The 16013-nt window shown below is 35.7% G+C and carries 13 protein-coding genes and 2 tRNA genes; 6 read left to right on the forward strand and 9 right to left on the reverse strand.

Translation table 11 applies throughout. The annotated features are described in order from the left end of the window. Positions 1-18: 18 nt before the first annotated feature. From trpB to nhaA, 9 genes are all read right to left on the reverse strand, one after another. Positions 19-1224, reverse strand: coding sequence for a tryptophan synthase subunit beta (trpB, locus tag CGC58_RS01925; RefSeq protein ID WP_095894879.1), 1206 nt, complete (start codon positions 1222-1224; stop codon positions 19-21). 283 nt (positions 1225-1507) lie between these two features. Further along, a complete protein-coding gene (locus CGC58_RS01930; protein ID WP_095894880.1) occupies positions 1508-3007 on the reverse strand; it encodes a polysaccharide deacetylase family protein in 1500 nt (499 codons plus the stop codon). A gap of 46 nt (positions 3008-3053) precedes the next feature. Further along, complete coding sequence (locus CGC58_RS01935; RefSeq protein WP_095894881.1) at positions 3054-4229, reverse strand: ABC transporter permease; 1176 nt, start codon at positions 4227-4229, stop codon at positions 3054-3056. After that, complete coding sequence (locus CGC58_RS01940; protein ID WP_095894882.1) at positions 4216-5379, reverse strand: ABC transporter permease; 1164 nt, start codon at positions 5377-5379, stop codon at positions 4216-4218. Before CGC58_RS01940 ends, CGC58_RS01935 begins: the two co-directional genes overlap by 14 nt. A gap of 39 nt (positions 5380-5418) precedes the next feature. After that, positions 5419-6396: an HlyD family secretion protein gene (locus CGC58_RS01945; protein ID WP_095894883.1), complete on the reverse strand. Its 978-nt coding sequence runs from the start codon at positions 6394-6396 to the stop codon at positions 5419-5421. A 55-nt stretch (positions 6397-6451) separates the two neighbouring features. Next, positions 6452-7843, reverse strand: a complete 1392-nt coding sequence (locus CGC58_RS01950; protein ID WP_095894884.1) for a TolC family protein — start codon at positions 7841-7843, stop codon at positions 6452-6454. Between the two features lie 90 nt (positions 7844-7933). Further along, complete coding sequence (locus CGC58_RS01955) at positions 7934-8506, reverse strand: Crp/Fnr family transcriptional regulator (protein WP_095894885.1); 573 nt, start codon at positions 8504-8506, stop codon at positions 7934-7936. An 84-nt stretch (positions 8507-8590) separates the two neighbouring features. After that, entirely contained in the window at positions 8591-9121 is a 531-nt protein-coding gene (locus tag CGC58_RS01960; protein ID WP_095894886.1) for a GNAT family N-acetyltransferase, read from the reverse strand. Between the two features lie 127 nt (positions 9122-9248). Then, positions 9249-10400, reverse strand: a complete 1152-nt coding sequence (nhaA, locus tag CGC58_RS01965) for a Na+/H+ antiporter NhaA (protein WP_095894887.1) — start codon at positions 10398-10400, stop codon at positions 9249-9251. Positions 10401-10892: 492 nt separating this feature from the next. On the opposite strand from nhaA, the gene CGC58_RS01970 reads away from it, so the two are divergent. The 6 genes from CGC58_RS01970 to CGC58_RS01995 all read left to right on the forward strand — a co-directional run bounded on the left by CGC58_RS01970 (position 10893) and on the right by CGC58_RS01995 (position 15984). Beyond that, a tRNA-Glu gene (locus CGC58_RS01970) sits at positions 10893-10964 on the forward strand. A 38-nt stretch (positions 10965-11002) separates the two neighbouring features. Beyond that, positions 11003-11074: transfer RNA gene (locus CGC58_RS01975), tRNA-Glu, on the forward strand. 62 nt (positions 11075-11136) lie between these two features. Beyond that, the gene (rpsT, locus tag CGC58_RS01980) at positions 11137-11394 is read left to right on the forward strand and encodes a 30S ribosomal protein S20 (RefSeq protein WP_041990149.1); all 258 of its coding nucleotides are present in this window, start codon (positions 11137-11139) and stop codon (positions 11392-11394) included. A 155-nt stretch (positions 11395-11549) separates the two neighbouring features. After that, complete coding sequence (locus CGC58_RS01985; protein WP_095897069.1) at positions 11550-12716, forward strand: hypothetical protein; 1167 nt, start codon at positions 11550-11552, stop codon at positions 12714-12716. 53 nt (positions 12717-12769) lie between these two features. Continuing rightward, positions 12770-14860, forward strand: coding sequence for an alpha-L-fucosidase (locus tag CGC58_RS01990; RefSeq protein ID WP_095894888.1), 2091 nt, complete (start codon positions 12770-12772; stop codon positions 14858-14860). Between the two features lie 209 nt (positions 14861-15069). Continuing rightward, entirely contained in the window at positions 15070-15984 is a 915-nt protein-coding gene (locus tag CGC58_RS01995) for a TIGR01777 family oxidoreductase (RefSeq protein WP_232748856.1), read from the forward strand. The last annotated feature ends 29 nt before the right edge of the window (positions 15985-16013 follow it).

Genomic DNA, 16013 nt, shown 5'->3' on the forward strand with positions numbered 1-16013 from the left:
AATGATTTATCTTTTTAATTATACCTCTCGTTCTAAATCCTTATCTCCTCTTCCTGAGAGATTTACAATCACCAATTGATTTTTGTTTTTCATTAGTTTCATCGCCAATGCCACAGCGTGCGAAGATTCAATAGCAGGTGTAATTCCTTCCAAACGAGATAAAAGTTTATAAGCTTCAATAGCTTCTTTATCAGTAACAGAATGATATTCAACTCTTTTTGTGTCTTTCAAATAAGCGTGTTGCGGACTAATTCCAGGATAATCCAATCCTGCAGCAATTGATTTTGAAGCTATTGGAGTTCCTTTATCATCCACCAAACAATAGGAATACGTCCCCTGAAAAACAATTGGTTTCCCATAATTAAGCGTTGCTGCAGTGTTTTGATAGGTGTCTTCTCCTCCGCCTTCTGCTCCATAAATTTTCACATCTTTATCTTCCAAAAAAGCTGAAAATAAACCTATTGCGTTAGAACCGCCTCCCAAACAAGCAACAATACTATCCGGCAAACGTCCTTCTTTTTGCAAAATTTGTTGTCTTGCTTCATTTCCGATTACACTTTGAAAGTATCCCACCATCTTAGGATAAGGATGCGGACCTACGTGAGAACCAAGCAAATAGTAACTTTCCGGATTTTCGATGTAATAATTCAAAGCCGTATCAACAGCATCTTTCAAAGTTTGATTTCCTGATGTACAAGCGATTACCTCTGCTCCCAACATTTGCATACGGCGTACATTCAAAGCCTGACGATTCATATCTACCGCCCCCATAAAAATTTTGCATTTCAAGCCCAAAAATGCACACACTGTGGCAGTTGCTACCCCGTGTTGTCCCGCTCCGGTTTCTGCGATAATTTCCTTCGCTCCCATTTTTTTTGCTACCAAAATTTGCCCAATGGCATTGTTGATTTTGTGCGAACCTGTGTGATTCAAATCCTCACGTTTGAGATAAATTTTAGAACCGACATAATCACTCAAGTTTTTAGCAAAATAAAGAGATGACGGTCTGCCTACAAAGTCTTTTAATATCTCAACAAACTCTTCCTGAAAAGCTTCTGATTTGGTAATTTCATCAAAAAAATCACTCAATTCTTTTAATTTAGCCTCCAACATTGGCGGTACGTGAGTTCCTCCGTATTCCCCGTAATATCCTTGATAATTTAACATTTCAGCCAATGGCGACACTTTAATAACTGCTTGTTTTTCAAAATACTTTTTTTCCATATCTAAAATTTTAATATTGTTTTACTTAAATAACAGCAATAAAAAAAGCCATTAGGAAGTACCCTAATGACTTTTATATTTTCTTGAAACTTTACAAATACAAAAAATCAATCACACTCCCTTTTTATGAGACTGCAATTGCTCCACCAACGGTTATTTGTATTAATAAAATTCATTTTTCTTTTCTATTTTTATAACTCACTTTATCAGTGTATGTGGGCAAATGTACGACTTTTTTTATTCTATCCAAATTTTTGTAAATATTTTTCTTCGTTTAAGAAATTTATTTCCCACTGGAATATTTCTGTCCGTTTTTCAAATCTTTCTGACGGAACAAATCATCAAGCGACACAATTTGGTATCCTTGTGCCTTCAAGTTTTTGATTACCTGCGGAATAGCCTGAACAGTACTTTTATGAATATCGTGTGCCAAGATGATTCCTTGTGGCGAAGTTTTTGACATTGCTTCGGCTACGCGACTTGCCTCGCGATATTTCCAATCCAATGGGTCAACGTTCCACATAATCACAGGTCTGCCCACCATTGCCAAATTTTCCTTAGTGTGAGCCCCATACGGAAAACGAAAATATCGGGGTTTTTCGCCCGTGATTCCCGCTACGATGTCATCGGTTAGTTTTATTTGCCGTAATGCTTCTTCATCAGAAATTTTACGAAAATCCTTGTGGTCATATGAGTGATTTCCAATGTTATGCCCCTCTTCTGCCATTCGCTTAAGCGTTTGTTTTTGAACCGATGCCGATTTTCCTAACACAAAAAAAGTAGCTTTTACACTTTCTTCTTTTAAGACGTCCAATAGTTGCGAAGTGTACACCGAAGGTCCGTCGTCAAAAGTAAGTGCCACGCACGGAACTTTAGAACAATCTACTTCCGAATACACTGGTTCAGAAATGTTTACGTCAGAAATCTGAGCAGTTACTTCTTCTTTCTTGAAAATTTTTAAGAAGGTATCCGCTACATATTTTTCAATAATATTTTGAGGGATTTTCACCGAAAAATTTTCCATTGAACCACTGGCTATCTGATATTTATCGAAAAGAACGTACCAATCACCTTTCTCATCAAAGAACAACGCATCGTAATTTTTTTCGGTAGGAAGCGTGCCTTCTGTTAGTGCCTCTTCCAAAGATTGTATTACCTCGTTTCGCTCATCGTCATTAGCGTAGTTTGGAGATTCTTGCACGCGTTTTTTCAATAAATCACGAGCAATATTCTTAATTTCTTGAGTAAATTGCTCAAAACTTTCCTTGCTTTTGAAAAAATCTTCGGGTTGAAGTTTCTTTTTGTTTTTCAAATCGAAAACCGAAGCCACAAACGAATCATCGTAAGTATTTCCGTAAGAAACATTTCGCTCGTGAAGAAAAATCATAAAATCTTCCGTATGGTATTTCACTTCAAAATGTTGATTGAAATCCAAACTCGACACAGATTCTTGATTTTGGTCTTCCTTAAAGGTTTGCTTAAATTCGTTTACAAGGGTTTCTGTAAAAGCTCTTTCATTCTGATTTACAAAATCATACGCTGTAATAGGAAACGAAGCCGTCAGGTGGCTTTTTTCGGGGTCATTCCCAATTTTCACGGTATAAACCTGAATATCATCTTCGGAATTAGTAACGATAGTTTCCTCAGGAAGCGGTATAAATTCGGTGATTTCTGTGTTTGATTCCGTATTTTCAGCAGACGAATTTGTTTTTGTTTTGGTGTTGTTGCAAGCTGAAAAAACCAAAGCAACAAGAAAGCTTATTGATAGTAATCTTTTTTTCATTTTATTCTTTTTTAGTAAAAATCTTGGCAAAAATAGAAAAAAATTGCTATTCATTTACCATTTTTCTGATAGAAAAAACTGCCAAAACCAAGTAAAGAATACACAATGCCCACATTCCAAACCAGAAATTCTGTATTGTTGGTAAAGTTGCTCCCATTTGAGTCAATGACACAAAACCTTTTGCTCCTAATGTAGTGGGAATAAGGTAACTAAGTTTTTCCAACCATTGAGGCATCGCTTGTGGAGGCCACGCAATCCCAATTAAAAGGATAGAAGGTATGGAAGTGTACATCACCAGCAATATGGCATCTTCTCTCTTTTTGAAGAAATTAACCAGAAAAATACCCAAAAATACTACAGCCAACAGAAAAGGAATCATATACGTTACCACAGAAATAAAACCGCTACGCATTGGAATTCCAAAAATTGGCATCACAATACCAAGCATCATCAAAAGAATTATCAATCCAATAATCAAATATGCAGTTGCCTTTCCCATTACTATGAATAAAGAACCGATAAATCCTTCCGAATTTGCGTAAAGTTTATGAAATTTCTTTTCTTCACGCATCGTTCCGCCTAAAATTCCTATTGCGGTTAAAATTGTTGTCTGGAAAATAATTACCAAAACTGCGGGAATCAAAAAAGTAGCATATCCCAACGAAGGATTATACAAACTCACAACCTTTCCTCCCACCGCAAGAGTATCATCCTTAGCTTGTGAAGGAAGTTTCCCCTGTGATGCTGTTTTTTTAAGTTGCACTCCCACATTCATATAAGTTGCACTCACTTTTGTTGCTGTCAAAACCTGCTTGTAATACAATAAATATGAAGCATCTGTAAAGACGGAAACTACGGGTTGTTCGCCTCGTTGCAAATCTCTGTTAAAATCCTTAGGAACAACAACAATTCCTCTGATATGTTGTTTTTTAAATTCTTGTTCAGCCTCTTGCAAGTTTGCATACGAACCGGTAATAACCACCTGACTTGTAGCATCTAACATACGTAAAAATTGCCTACTACCGGCTGTATTATCTTCATCTACTATTCCTATGGGAAGTTCTTGCAACGTTTCTCTCGAATACAAATATGTATATAAAAAAGAAACCAAAACAGCGACCAAAATGAAGGATGAAAACACCGCTTTATCTCTGAAAATGTATTTCCATTCCCAGAAAAATGTTTTTATAAATGCTTGCGAATATTCATTAAGCTTTTTCATATCCTCCTTTTTTAATCATTTTTACAAATTTTCCGTATCCCCATACAAATAGCAACATAAAAAGGCTCAACGATAGTATTGGTTTCCAAGTGAATAAGAACGGTATTCCCTTAACTGCTCTGTTCACGTAATATTCCAAAAAGTGTGTAAACGGAAACACATTTGCCAAATACTGCATCGAAGCCGGTAATCCTTCCACAGGAAATGTATATACGGAAAAAGAAAAGGCAATGGCTGTAAATCCGCTCCCTATGGTAAGTGCCGTACGAAAATCAGGAATAACGGAAGCAATGGTAATTCCAATTATTTGATAAACTACCACTAAAAGACAAGTTATCAAAGTTACCGAAAACATACTTGTTTGCAAAGGAGCTCCCACGAGTTTGAACAGCAAAAAGTTCATCCACCACGACACAAAAAATAAAGCAATCGTGTAGGGTAACAACTTGCCTATCAGCGCTATAGCAGGATTTCCTCCACTCTTTTCAAGCCAATATTTTCCTTGATGATATCGAAATTCTATCCCCAAAACGTACACAGTTACCATCATCACAACCATTTGTAACATCATCGGGAGAAGAGCCGTAAGCAAATAAAAAGCGTTATTAGTAAACGGATTGTACAACACGTGCTCATCTATCAATATGGGTTGTGCCTCAGCAAGTGCCTTTTGAGTTTGCATTCCTTTTTGAGTTTTCTTTTGCATAGCAACACCTGCGGAAAAAGTACCGAGAGTGGTTTGAAAATCTCTGGATATCAATCCCGAAGCCATAATAAACTGACCATTGGTATAGCAAACGACCTCTTGAAAATTTCCTTGTAAAATTTTCTTATGGAAGTCCGAAGGTATTTCTATAAATCCAAAAACTTTCTGTTGCTGAATAAGTTTTTTAGCTTCCGATTCATCTGTTACGGGAACTGCCATCCGAATGGAAGGAGTAGCGTCAAGCATAGTTACCAACTTTGAAGAAAGTTGAGTTTGATCTCTATCTATGTATGCCATTGGCAAATCCCTTGGTACTTCACTTTTAAAGAGCAAACTAAAAAGAGTGAAAAGCAACAGAGGCAATACCAATACGTAAAATAGGCGTTTGGGTGCAAAAAGAAGATTCTTCCACTCGTTGTAGAAAATAAATAAAAAATGCTTCATAATGGAAAATCATTAAGTAAGGAATTTCTTCCTCACAAATTACTCAGCAACCAAAACCGACATACCTGCACGCAAATCCTTCACATCACGAACCGGATAAGCCTTGATAGCAAACGTTTTTCGGTCAAAATCACCTTTACTTTTTGTTGCCGTCCAAGTAGCAAAATCGGCTTGTAAGGCTATGTGCTTTACTTCCAATTCAATAGTTTCATTGTTTAATGCCGGAACAATCGCTTTGAATTTTGCCCCCATTTTAAATTGATTCATTTTATCCTCTCGGATATTGAAAACCACCCATTTATCTGTCGGGTCGATAAGATTCATAACAGGATAACCCGCATTAACTATTTCTCCTTCATTGGGGATAATCGTCTGGATTTCAGCACGTGACGGAGCAAATACTTTTGCTCCTTCTTTGTAAGCTTCTACCTCAGTGATTACTCCTTGGGCTTGCGCTACCAAAGCCTGTGCAGCTTCTTTATCCTCAGAACGAGTTCCGTTTTTTGCCATTTCATACTGAGAATGAGCTGCTTGTGCTTGTTTTTGCAAAGCAATCATCTGTGTGTAAGCCTCATCTTTTTTTTGTGCGGGAAGAACTTTATCTTCATAAAGATTGCTCACTCTTTGGTACGTTTTTTCAGCTAAATTAGCCGCTGCCTGAGCTTGCTGCCAAACATTATAAGCTCCTTGTATTTGTTCTGCTCTTGCCCCTTTTTGCGCCTTATTGGACTGAGCCTGAGCAGCTAATCGGGCAGCCTGAGCCTGTGAAAGTTTGGCATCAAGTTCTGTGCTTTCAAGTTCCAAAAGCAAATCACCAGCCTCAACCAAATCGCCTTCTTTCTTATAAATTGCCTTTACCCTTCCCGGCACCTTAGGAGCTACGTTTATCTGTTTAGCTTCCACTTGTCCTTGCAAGTAAATAGGCTCGGAACTGCTAAAAATCCAAACGGATACTCCGATAACAAGTAGAAAAATGATTATTGTGGTGATGATTCCTGTTATATTTCCTCTTTTCATTTCTTAATTTTTTTGTACGAATTTTGTATTTAATATTATGTAATCTTTCTGAAATTTACTTTACGTAATTTACAAATTCTTTGCTCAAACCACTGGTTTCCAGAAGTTGTGCAAGAGCTTTATCCATCTCAAACATCGCCTGATAGCGTTTTATTTTAATCGCCGCCAAATAAAGATTTGCATCTGCTACATCGGTGGAATTACTGAATCCTTCCGTGAAAGATTTTTGACGCACACGAACCAATTCTTCAGCAAAACGCACACTTTTTTCTAAACTTTGTAATTGTTCTTGCTGCTTTTGTATTTCGGTATAATATTTTTTGACCAAAGTTTGAATATCTTTTTCTGCTTGGGCTGTCAGAAGTTCCGCACTTTCCTTAACAGATTTTGCTTGTGCTATGCGATTTTTATCCTGAAAACCATTAAACAAATTCCACTGAAGCCCAACTCCTACATACCAATTGTTAGGCTCAGTAATAGGTAAGTTTTTTTCCCAAATATATTTTTTCCCAACCACAGCCACATCCGGCAAAAAACCCGATTGTTGCACCTTGATATTCTGCTCTGCCATTTGTTTTTTCAATCGGGCTTGAACTATGGCAGGGTAATTTTCTTTTGCTTGTTGTTGGTAAAATTCCAATGGTTTAAGTACTCCCACCTCAAATAATTCGGTTGAAAGTTGTGTAAAAACACCTCCTTGCTCCCCTCCTATCACTCCCCAAAGAGCCGTTTGAGCAAGTTCAAAATCCTTCTGTGAAGCCAAAAGCTCTCTCTCGGCATCGGTAACTGCTCTTTCTGCTTGCATCGTTTCGATTGGAGCAATCATTCCGTTTGCTTCAAGTTTTTGAGCATTGATATAGTGAGATTTAGCAGATTCCAACGCCTTCTGACGTACTTCAATTGCGGACTGTGCCAATTGCGTTTGGAAATAACGTTCAGCCAACTCCGAAATGAGTGCATTTTCAGTTTTTTCCAATTCCTCGTTAGCGATTTCAGCTTTGAAAGAACCTACTTTGTTCGCAGCACGAACCTTTCCTCCTGCATATAGCACCCATTTAAGGTCTGCCGTAAATTTGAAAATATCAGGTTCTTGAAATTTGTAATTCCAATCTTGCTGAAAATGAGGCATCATAGGAGTGAGCAATTGTCCTAAAATTGGTGACGGAGGCAAAGTAGAAAGGGTTTGTGCTATTTTGTCACGAGTTCCGTTCATATCCAAATACAAAGCATCACTCATATGCAAATAGCTCGCACTGAGCCCCACCTGAGGAAAATACAATCCTCTGTACGATTTTTGCTCAAAAACCGACGCTTCTTGTTGCTTTTCAACACCTTTTAGCTTTTGGTTTCTGCCATACATTTTATCCAAAGCCTCTGAAAAAGAAAGACTTTGGGCAGAAACATTAATCGCTAACAATCCAATAATAACTGTGAAAGAATATTTCATAAAAATGTTTTTGAAAATTCGGTGGCAAAAATAGCCTGTGTTTGTTTCAAAATTTTTAATATTTATTAAAAAAGCTTTACAAAACGTAAATCACTTATTTTTAGCCGTTTCTCGGCGAATTACGCTCAAAGTTTGCTGCGTAATTCCCAAGTAGGAAGCAATATGCCCGAGCGAAACCCGTTGCAAAATTTTCGGATGCTGAGCAAGCAAATGCAGGTAACGCTCTTCCGCCGTTTGAAATTGCAAACCATAAATTTTATGATTTAGCATTTGTATGTAATTACTAAACTCCTTAAAAATCAATCTATTAATTTGAGGAATTGTTTCTAAATAATTTTCTATATCTTCAAAATTAGCAACCCTTAATATGCTATCGTCCAGTATTTCTATATTTTGAAAATGTCTTTCTTGCAGAAAAATATTTTGTGTTGAAAGACAAAACATATCCTCCGAAAAAAAGAAATGAGTAATGTCCTTGCCATCTTTCTGATAAAACATCCGTGCCAGTCCTTTTTCAAAAAAGAAAACCTGTTGCGACTTGCTTCCTTCCTTAAAAAGAATCGTTCCCTTCTTTACCTCCTGATAATCAAATATTTTATCAACTTCTTCCAAAAGAGGCTTCGCTAATTTTATTTCTTGACGCAAATAATCAATTAATTCCATCCAAAAAAGATTAATTATACCCGCAAATATAATGAGAAATTTTTGTTTATCAAACAGTTAATCCTATCAAATGATTAGGTAAAATCACAAATTTCCCGAGGTGACTAAAACTTTCTCAAAAGCCTTGCGTGCAGAACCTCTAAAATAGACCTCACCACAATACACATACCCCAATTTTTCAACTATTTTGAGCATCGGGATATTATCAAAATTGGTGTCGATACGTACACTGAAAACATTATTTTGAATGCTTATTTCTTCAACTTTTTTAAGAATTTCTTTGCCTATTCCCTTGCCTTTAGCGTCTTTGGCCACAGCCATTCGATGCACAACCGCGTAACTTCCTTGTGTTCTCCACTTGCCTTCAATTACTTCATAAGCAGGCTCTTTATCAAAAATTAAAGCAAAATACGCTAATATTTTCCCTTCGGATTCAATCACATTTCCATATCCTTTTTCAATATCATTACGGATTGTTTTTTCATTCGGATAACCGTCCTGCCACTGCTGGCTCCCTTCTCGTTTACGCACTTCCTTTGCAAACAAAATAATGTCCCAAATTTCACAGAAATCAGCCGGCAAAGCCTTACGAAATTGATAACTATTCTTTTTCATTTTCAAAAATCATAATAATAAAAATTCACCGAAGAAATTCAAACAAATATCCAAATTTCTTCAGTGAATTCATATACAAAAACTAAATTACATTTATCTGTAATTTACTGATAATCTGCAACAAATTTTATTCTTCCGCAACTATTTTTGATTTTAATGACAATTTTAATGTGACAAAACCAAGAATACCCGCAGCCAATGAAGATATTAGGATAATTAATTTTGCGTTATTTATAATCAACTCATTATCAAAAGCTAACAATGTTATAAAAATCGACATCGTAAATCCGATTCCTCCCAAAAGTCCTACTCCGAATATGGATTTCCAATTTAATTCGGAAGGCAACTTACAAAGCCCAAAAGTTACAGCCAAAAATGTCAATAAAAATATCCCCAAAGGTTTACCCACTACCAAACCAAGCAATATTCCCAAACTGTAATTTTCTGTTAGTGTTTCGGTAATGCTTCCACTAAACAAAATTGCCGTATTAGCCAACGCAAAAATAGGAAGAATCACAAAGGCAACCGGCTTATGTAGAAAATGTTGCAACACGTACGATGTTGATTTTTCATCTCCATTTCCAAAAGGAATTGCAAAGGCAAGCAACACACCCGTTATAGTAGCGTGAACTCCTGAATGTAGCATAAAGTACCACATAACAACACCGCCTATAATATAAGGAATCAAATTTCGTACTTTTAATCTGTTTAAAACCAATAAAAAAGCAAAAATACCTAATGCTATGAAAAGGTTGGACAAGAATAATTCCTTCGTGTAAAATATGGCAATGATAATAATCGCACCCAAATCATCAATTACAGCCAACGCAGTCAAGAAAACCTTCAACGACACCGGAACTCTGTTTCCTAACAAAGCTAAAATCCCCAAAGCAAAAGCAATGTCCGTTGCCATCGGAATTCCCGCTCCCGACTGAGTTTCAGTTCCAAAGTTAAACAGAAGATAAATTCCTGCCGGTAATAAAATTCCCCCTAATGCTCCAAAAATAGGAAGCAAGGCATCTTTGATGTTGGACAACTCACCTTTATATACTTCTCTTTCCAATTCCAAACCGATAAGCAAAAAGAATATTGCCATTAATCCATCATTCACCCAGTGAGCTACGCTATGCCCTTGAAAATGAGTATTCCAAAAACCAAGATACCCCTCTCCAAAAGAACTATTTGCAACAAGTAACGAAATCGCTGTGCAAAAAATAAGCACCATTCCACCTGCTTTTTCACTATTAAAAAATTCTTTAAATAATTTTGTTTGCTTCATCTAATCCTATCTTTTTACTTAAAAATTAAAAATTCAGGGACAAAAATAAGAAAAAACACATCAATAAACAACATTTTAAGAAAAAAATTAACAGTGCAAGACAAAAAATTTAAAATTATCAACAATATTATTCCTATTATTATAAATATTTTATTATTTGAAATATTAAAACGAATTCTAACATAATATGACACTATAGTAATGTAAGGAATAAATTAAAAAACCAGCGGATTAAATGAAGTTCTGAGAAAGCAAATTTCTAATCACAATCTGCAAATCATTTTCAAAAAAGCTTCTAATTTGATTCAAAATTACTTTTATTGAAAAATAATTCATCAAAAACACAAAATATAAAAAACTAATTATCAGATAATTAAAAATGAATTATAAAAAAAAACTATTTTTTTTCGTCGCAGCTATTGCAGGAATAAAAAATTGTTGTACATTTGCAACCGCAATGAAGCAGATGTAACATTGTAAGTTCTGAAAAATGGTCCGTTCGTCTAGGGGTTAGGACGCCAGGTTTTCATCCTGGTAACAGGGGTTCGATTCCCCTACGGACTACAAATTTTCGTAACATAGAATAATAGTTTTGTTTTTAAGGTCCGTTCGTCTAGGGGTTAGGACGCCAGGTTTTCATCCTGGTAACAGGGGTTCGATTCCCCTACGGACTACAAAAGTTTTTTAGATATAAACCTATATCTTTTTCAACTAAAAAATAAAGAAAGTATCAAAAATGGCAAACCATAAATCAGCATTAAAGAGAATTAGAAGAAACGAAGCTGCTCGTCTGCGCAATCGTTACCAACACAAAACAGCTCGTAACGCTGTTAGAAAGTTACGTGCATTAGAGAATTTGGATGAAGCTAAAGAGCTTTTCCCAAAAGTTGTTTCAATGATTGACAAGTTAGCTAAGAAAAATATTATTCATAGCAATAAAGCATCAAATTTAAAAAGTAGTTTAGCAAAACATCTGAACAAGTTAGCTAAATAGTCATTTAGGTTTTTAGATTTATTATTATAGCCAGGTTATTCCATAACTTGGCTATATTTTTATATCTTTTGTTCAAAACTATTGCATTAATCAACTATTTTTCTCTTTTTTTTCTCATTTTAAAGCCTTATCTTTGGACTCTTAAAAATGTGGATATGGTATATCGGTTACTTATCATAATATTACTAACAGCCTCATATTCTTGTAGAAACAATACAGGCACAAGCAAACTACCTAAGGAGCATAAGGTAAAGTCCATTGAGTTTGAAGAGTTCGGCATTGTGGATATTTCTGCAAATGCACAATCCGATATTAGAAGCTGGAAGTCATTTCAATCGTTGATGCAAGTAATCGTTAGTATGGCTCCTTCAAAAATCAAAAATACCGAAAATCTTGTAAATTCAAACCCTGATTCCTTATTGATTTACAATCGTTTATCTCCGACAAATAAAAAAACCATTCACGAAAATGCCACTGTTGAACGAGATTGGCGTACTCATAATGACCTGAAAGACACTATTTTTCGGTTAGAGAAAAAAAAGGATCAAGAGTTTTCTTTCATACAATGGAATAAATTTCTGGTTAAAAATATTCCTTATACATTTTCTGTTTTTGTAAAAAACTTGAATTATAACACGGTGACTTTAGGATTTTCTGAAAAAGAAGAAGATTTGTCTAAAGAAATTTTTGTTTTGGATAGTTCCTACGTTGAACACACTAATACGAAGAAAATCAAGTTACTTGATGATAATTGGAAGGAACTCCAGCTCACATTCGTTCCGAAAAATGAAGGTATACACGGTATCAAATTGTCTTTTGAAGAAGATTCAAAAAATGGAGATAATATTCTTTTTTATCGTCCAACTCTTCAAATTCCAACAAAATATTTCTCAAAAATTGGCGAATATTCTGACAAAATTATCAAAGAGCAATCCTCTGTGGAAAGTTCTTACTACACTGTGTTCTTTTGGCTTATACAAATTGAAGAGGAACTCAAACAACTACTTGCGGAAGATGCTTTTCCTGAAAAAATTGAAGCACCTGCGGTAAAGGCTCGTTTCCGATTATTTGAGGCTCAGGTAAAAGAACTCGCTGATAATGTGAAAAATAACCCTAATTTTCAAAAAGAAGACGTCCAGAAAAGTATCAGAAATATGCAAAATACCTTTAATGATATTATCTTGAGAATTAATAATTTTTATGATAGTGACTTGGAAAGTCAAATGCAATACATTAAATCACAACCTGATACAATTCAAAAAACCGATAATAAAGACACAAAATCAACAAATAACCTACAAGATTTAGAAAATATAATGTAAATTAATATTTCATCAAAAAATATATAATTTAGCTTAATTAAATACTTATTACAATGAAAACTACAAAAACGTTAGCTTTTTTAGCCATTGCGGGGCTACTATTTTCCTGCAAAACCATCCGAGAACCTCAAGCGGTCGGGGCAATTCCTTCACAACGTCAATTAGATTGGCATCAGTTGGAATATTATGCTTTTATTCATTTCAATATGAATACTTTTACCGATATGGAATGGGGGTTGGGAGATGAAAAACCTGAAAAATTTAATCCGACAAACTTAGATGTAAATCAATGGGTTAGAGTCATCAAAAGTGCTGGTATGAAAGGAGTTATCATCACAGCTAAGCACCACGACGGATTCTGCCTATGGCCTTCTGCTTACACTGAGCATTCTGTAAAAAATTCTCCTTGGAAAAACGGAAAAGGAGATTTGCTAAAAGAACTTTCTGAAGCTTGTAAAAAAGCCGGATTGAAATTTGGTGTATATTTATCGCCTTGGGACAGACACCACGCAGCATACGGAAAAGAAGAATACGTCACATATTTCCACAACCAACTTCGTGAATTACTGACAAATTACGGAGAAATTTTTGAAGTTTGGTTTGACGGAGCTAACGGGGGTTCAGGCTATTATGGTGGAGCGAATGAAACTCGTAAAATTGACTCCAAAACTTATTATCAATGGGATAAGGTAACGCAAATTGTGCGAGAATTACAACCCAATGCTGTTATTTTTGGAGATGGAGGTCCTGACGTTCGCTGGATTGGAAACGAATACGGCTTCGGGACAGAAACCAATTGGGCTTCTTTCAATAATGATAACACTTGGGCTGGACACTCCAAACGTGAACATCTGCAAAAAGGAGATGAAGACGGAGACAAATGGATTCCTGCAGAGGCTGATGTATCAATTCGTCCGGGATGGTATTACCACAAACGTGAAGATCACCAAGTGCGTTCATTGGAAGAGGTCGTGGCAATTTACTACAATTCTGTGGGAAGAAATGCCACTTTATTGCTAAATTTACCTGTTGATACCAGAGGATTAGTTCACGAAAATGATGTGAAACGATTAATGGAATTAAAATCCGTAATTGATGCCGATTTTATTGATAACCTGATATCTAAAGCAAAAATTGAGGCTTCTAACGTACGAGAAAAACACTCTCTTTTTGATGTAAAAAACGTGGCTGATGAAGACAACAGCACATATTGGACAACCGATGAAGGTATCAAAACTGCTATGTTGGAGTTTTCTTTCGATGAGCCTACAACCTTCAACCGATTTTTAATTCAGGAGTACATTCCTTTAGGACAGAGAGTTAAAGAATTTAAACTTGAGTATCAAGCAAACGGACAATGGAATACAATTGACAAGCAAACTACCATCGGTTACAAACGTATTTTGCGTTTTGAGCCTGTCACTACTTCCAAAATTCGTTTTACAATCATTGATTCAAAAGATATTCCTATCATTTCAAACATTGGAATTTACAATGCTCCTAACCTACTGGTTGCACCTAAATTCAAACGAACTAAAGACGGTGAAATTTCATTGTCTGCTCCGGAAAAAAACACAGAAATTTTCTATACTTTGGATGGAACAAATCCTACGGAAAACTCTCTGAAATACGAAAATCCATTCTTTTTGAACGAGCCTACAACATTGAAAACCATCGCTTTTGACAGAGTAAGAAACAAATTCAGTGATGTATCAACTCATCAAGTAGATGTTTCAAAAAAATTATGGACTGTAACCGCTGTTAGTTCAGGTGATTTATCAAAAGCTACAAGCATTATTGATGAAAATCATAGCTCTTCGTTTTCAACTCCTCAAGAAGGTGTAAAACAATCTGTTACAATTGATTTAGGCGAAGTACTTGAATTAAAAGGATTTACATATTTACCATCACAAGACAGATGGGCTTCGGGAACTATTAGCCATTACGTATTTGAAGTAAGCCTTGATGGAAAAAAATGGGTAAAAGCCTCTGAAGGCGAGTTCGGAAACATCAAAAATAATCCTATTCAGCAACGAATCCATTTCGATGCCAAAAAGGCTAAATTCATCAGACTAAGTTCTACTGCCGTTGTTGATGATTCAAACAGAGCTACTTTTGCAGAAATAGGAGTACTTACAAAATAAATACAATTTCGTCGGCAAGCTTAATTTTGCTTCTGAAATAATCATACGTAAAGTGAGTGAACAAAAATCACTCACTTTATTTTTTATAAAAGATTGATTTACGAACACTTGTCAAAATTGTTAAAACCTTTGTTGAAAAGTTATTCCATTATAGTACGAAAATTAATTTCTATGGTTTTATCTTTGGCAGAAATAATTCAATAACATAATTGGAAAAAGAAAAAGATATCGTACTTATTACTGGAGCTAACGGAATGTTATCCAAACAGTTAGCAAGTTTGCTACGCTCTGATTACGAAGTACGATTTCTGACGCGAAAAGCACGAAACCCTAATGATTATCAGTGGGATATCGATAAAGGATACTTGGATGTAAGAAGCTTAATTGGGGTAAAACATATCGTGCATTTGGCTGGAGTTTCGATTGCTGAAGGACGTTGGACGGCAACACAACGACAGAGGATTATAAACAGCAGGGTTCAATCCGCAAAGTTTCTTTTGGAGAAGTTAAAAAGTGAAAATATCAAATTGAAGTCCTTCATAAGTGCTTCGGCAGTAGGTTTCTACGGAACTACAACAACTAAGAATATTTACAAAGAAGGCAACCCGCACGGAAACGATTTTTTAAGCAATGTTTGCCTACAATGGGAACAAGCAGCAGATGCATTCCGTGAAGTAGCAACACAAGTAACAAAATTACGTTTTGGGGTGATTCTCAGCACAGAAGGCGGAGCTCTTCCTAAAATACTACAACCCATAAAGTTAGGTTTAGGAGCAGTTCTGGGAAGTGGTAAACAATATGTCCCTTGGGTGGCTATGAATGACGTGTGCCGATTTGTGAAATATGCCATTGAAAACTCACTTGAAGGAACGTACAATGTGGTTGCATCAGAGAGTGTTACACATCAGGAAATGACACATCTTTTAGCGAAACATCTCGGCAAGAAAATATATTTGCCTAACGTACCCGCTTTTTTAGTAAAGTGGATTTTTGGAGATGCTTCGGTACTTTTGCTTGAAGGAAGCCGAGTTTCTAATGAAAAAATGAAACAAACAGGATTTATTTTTGAGTTTGAGTCGCTCGAAAATTTCTTGAAAAAAGAATTAAAACTGAAAGAAGTGTAATAATTTTCAGCAATTGATAAAATTCTGTC

The sequence above is a fragment of the Capnocytophaga stomatis genome, from assembly GCF_002302635.1.
GTDB lineage: Bacteria > Bacteroidota > Bacteroidia > Flavobacteriales > Flavobacteriaceae > Capnocytophaga > Capnocytophaga stomatis.

Coding starts and splice junctions, on each gene's coding strand:
- CGC58_RS01960 (WP_095894886.1), bottom strand. CDS start 9,121: ATGAAAAAGAATAGTTATCAATTTCGTAAGGCTTTGCCGGCTGATTTC.
- nhaA (WP_095894887.1), bottom strand. CDS start 10,400: ATGAAGCAAACAAAATTATTTAAAGAATTTTTTAATAGTGAAAAAGCA.
- trpB (WP_095894879.1), bottom strand. CDS start 1,224: ATGGAAAAAAAGTATTTTGAAAAACAAGCAGTTATTAAAGTGTCGCCA.
- CGC58_RS01935 (WP_095894881.1), bottom strand. CDS start 4,229: ATGAAAAAGCTTAATGAATATTCGCAAGCATTTATAAAAACATTTTTC.
- CGC58_RS01930 (WP_095894880.1), bottom strand. CDS start 3,007: ATGAAAAAAAGATTACTATCAATAAGCTTTCTTGTTGCTTTGGTTTTT.
- CGC58_RS01985 (WP_095897069.1), top strand. CDS start 11,550: ATGGTATATCGGTTACTTATCATAATATTACTAACAGCCTCATATTCT.
- CGC58_RS01950 (WP_095894884.1), bottom strand. CDS start 7,843: ATGAAATATTCTTTCACAGTTATTATTGGATTGTTAGCGATTAATGTT.
- rpsT (WP_041990149.1), top strand. CDS start 11,137: ATGGCAAACCATAAATCAGCATTAAAGAGAATTAGAAGAAACGAAGCT.
- CGC58_RS01945 (WP_095894883.1), bottom strand. CDS start 6,396: ATGAAAAGAGGAAATATAACAGGAATCATCACCACAATAATCATTTTT.
- CGC58_RS01955 (WP_095894885.1), bottom strand. CDS start 8,506: ATGGAATTAATTGATTATTTGCGTCAAGAAATAAAATTAGCGAAGCCT.
- CGC58_RS01940 (WP_095894882.1), bottom strand. CDS start 5,379: ATGAAGCATTTTTTATTTATTTTCTACAACGAGTGGAAGAATCTTCTT.
- CGC58_RS01990 (WP_095894888.1), top strand. CDS start 12,770: ATGAAAACTACAAAAACGTTAGCTTTTTTAGCCATTGCGGGGCTACTA.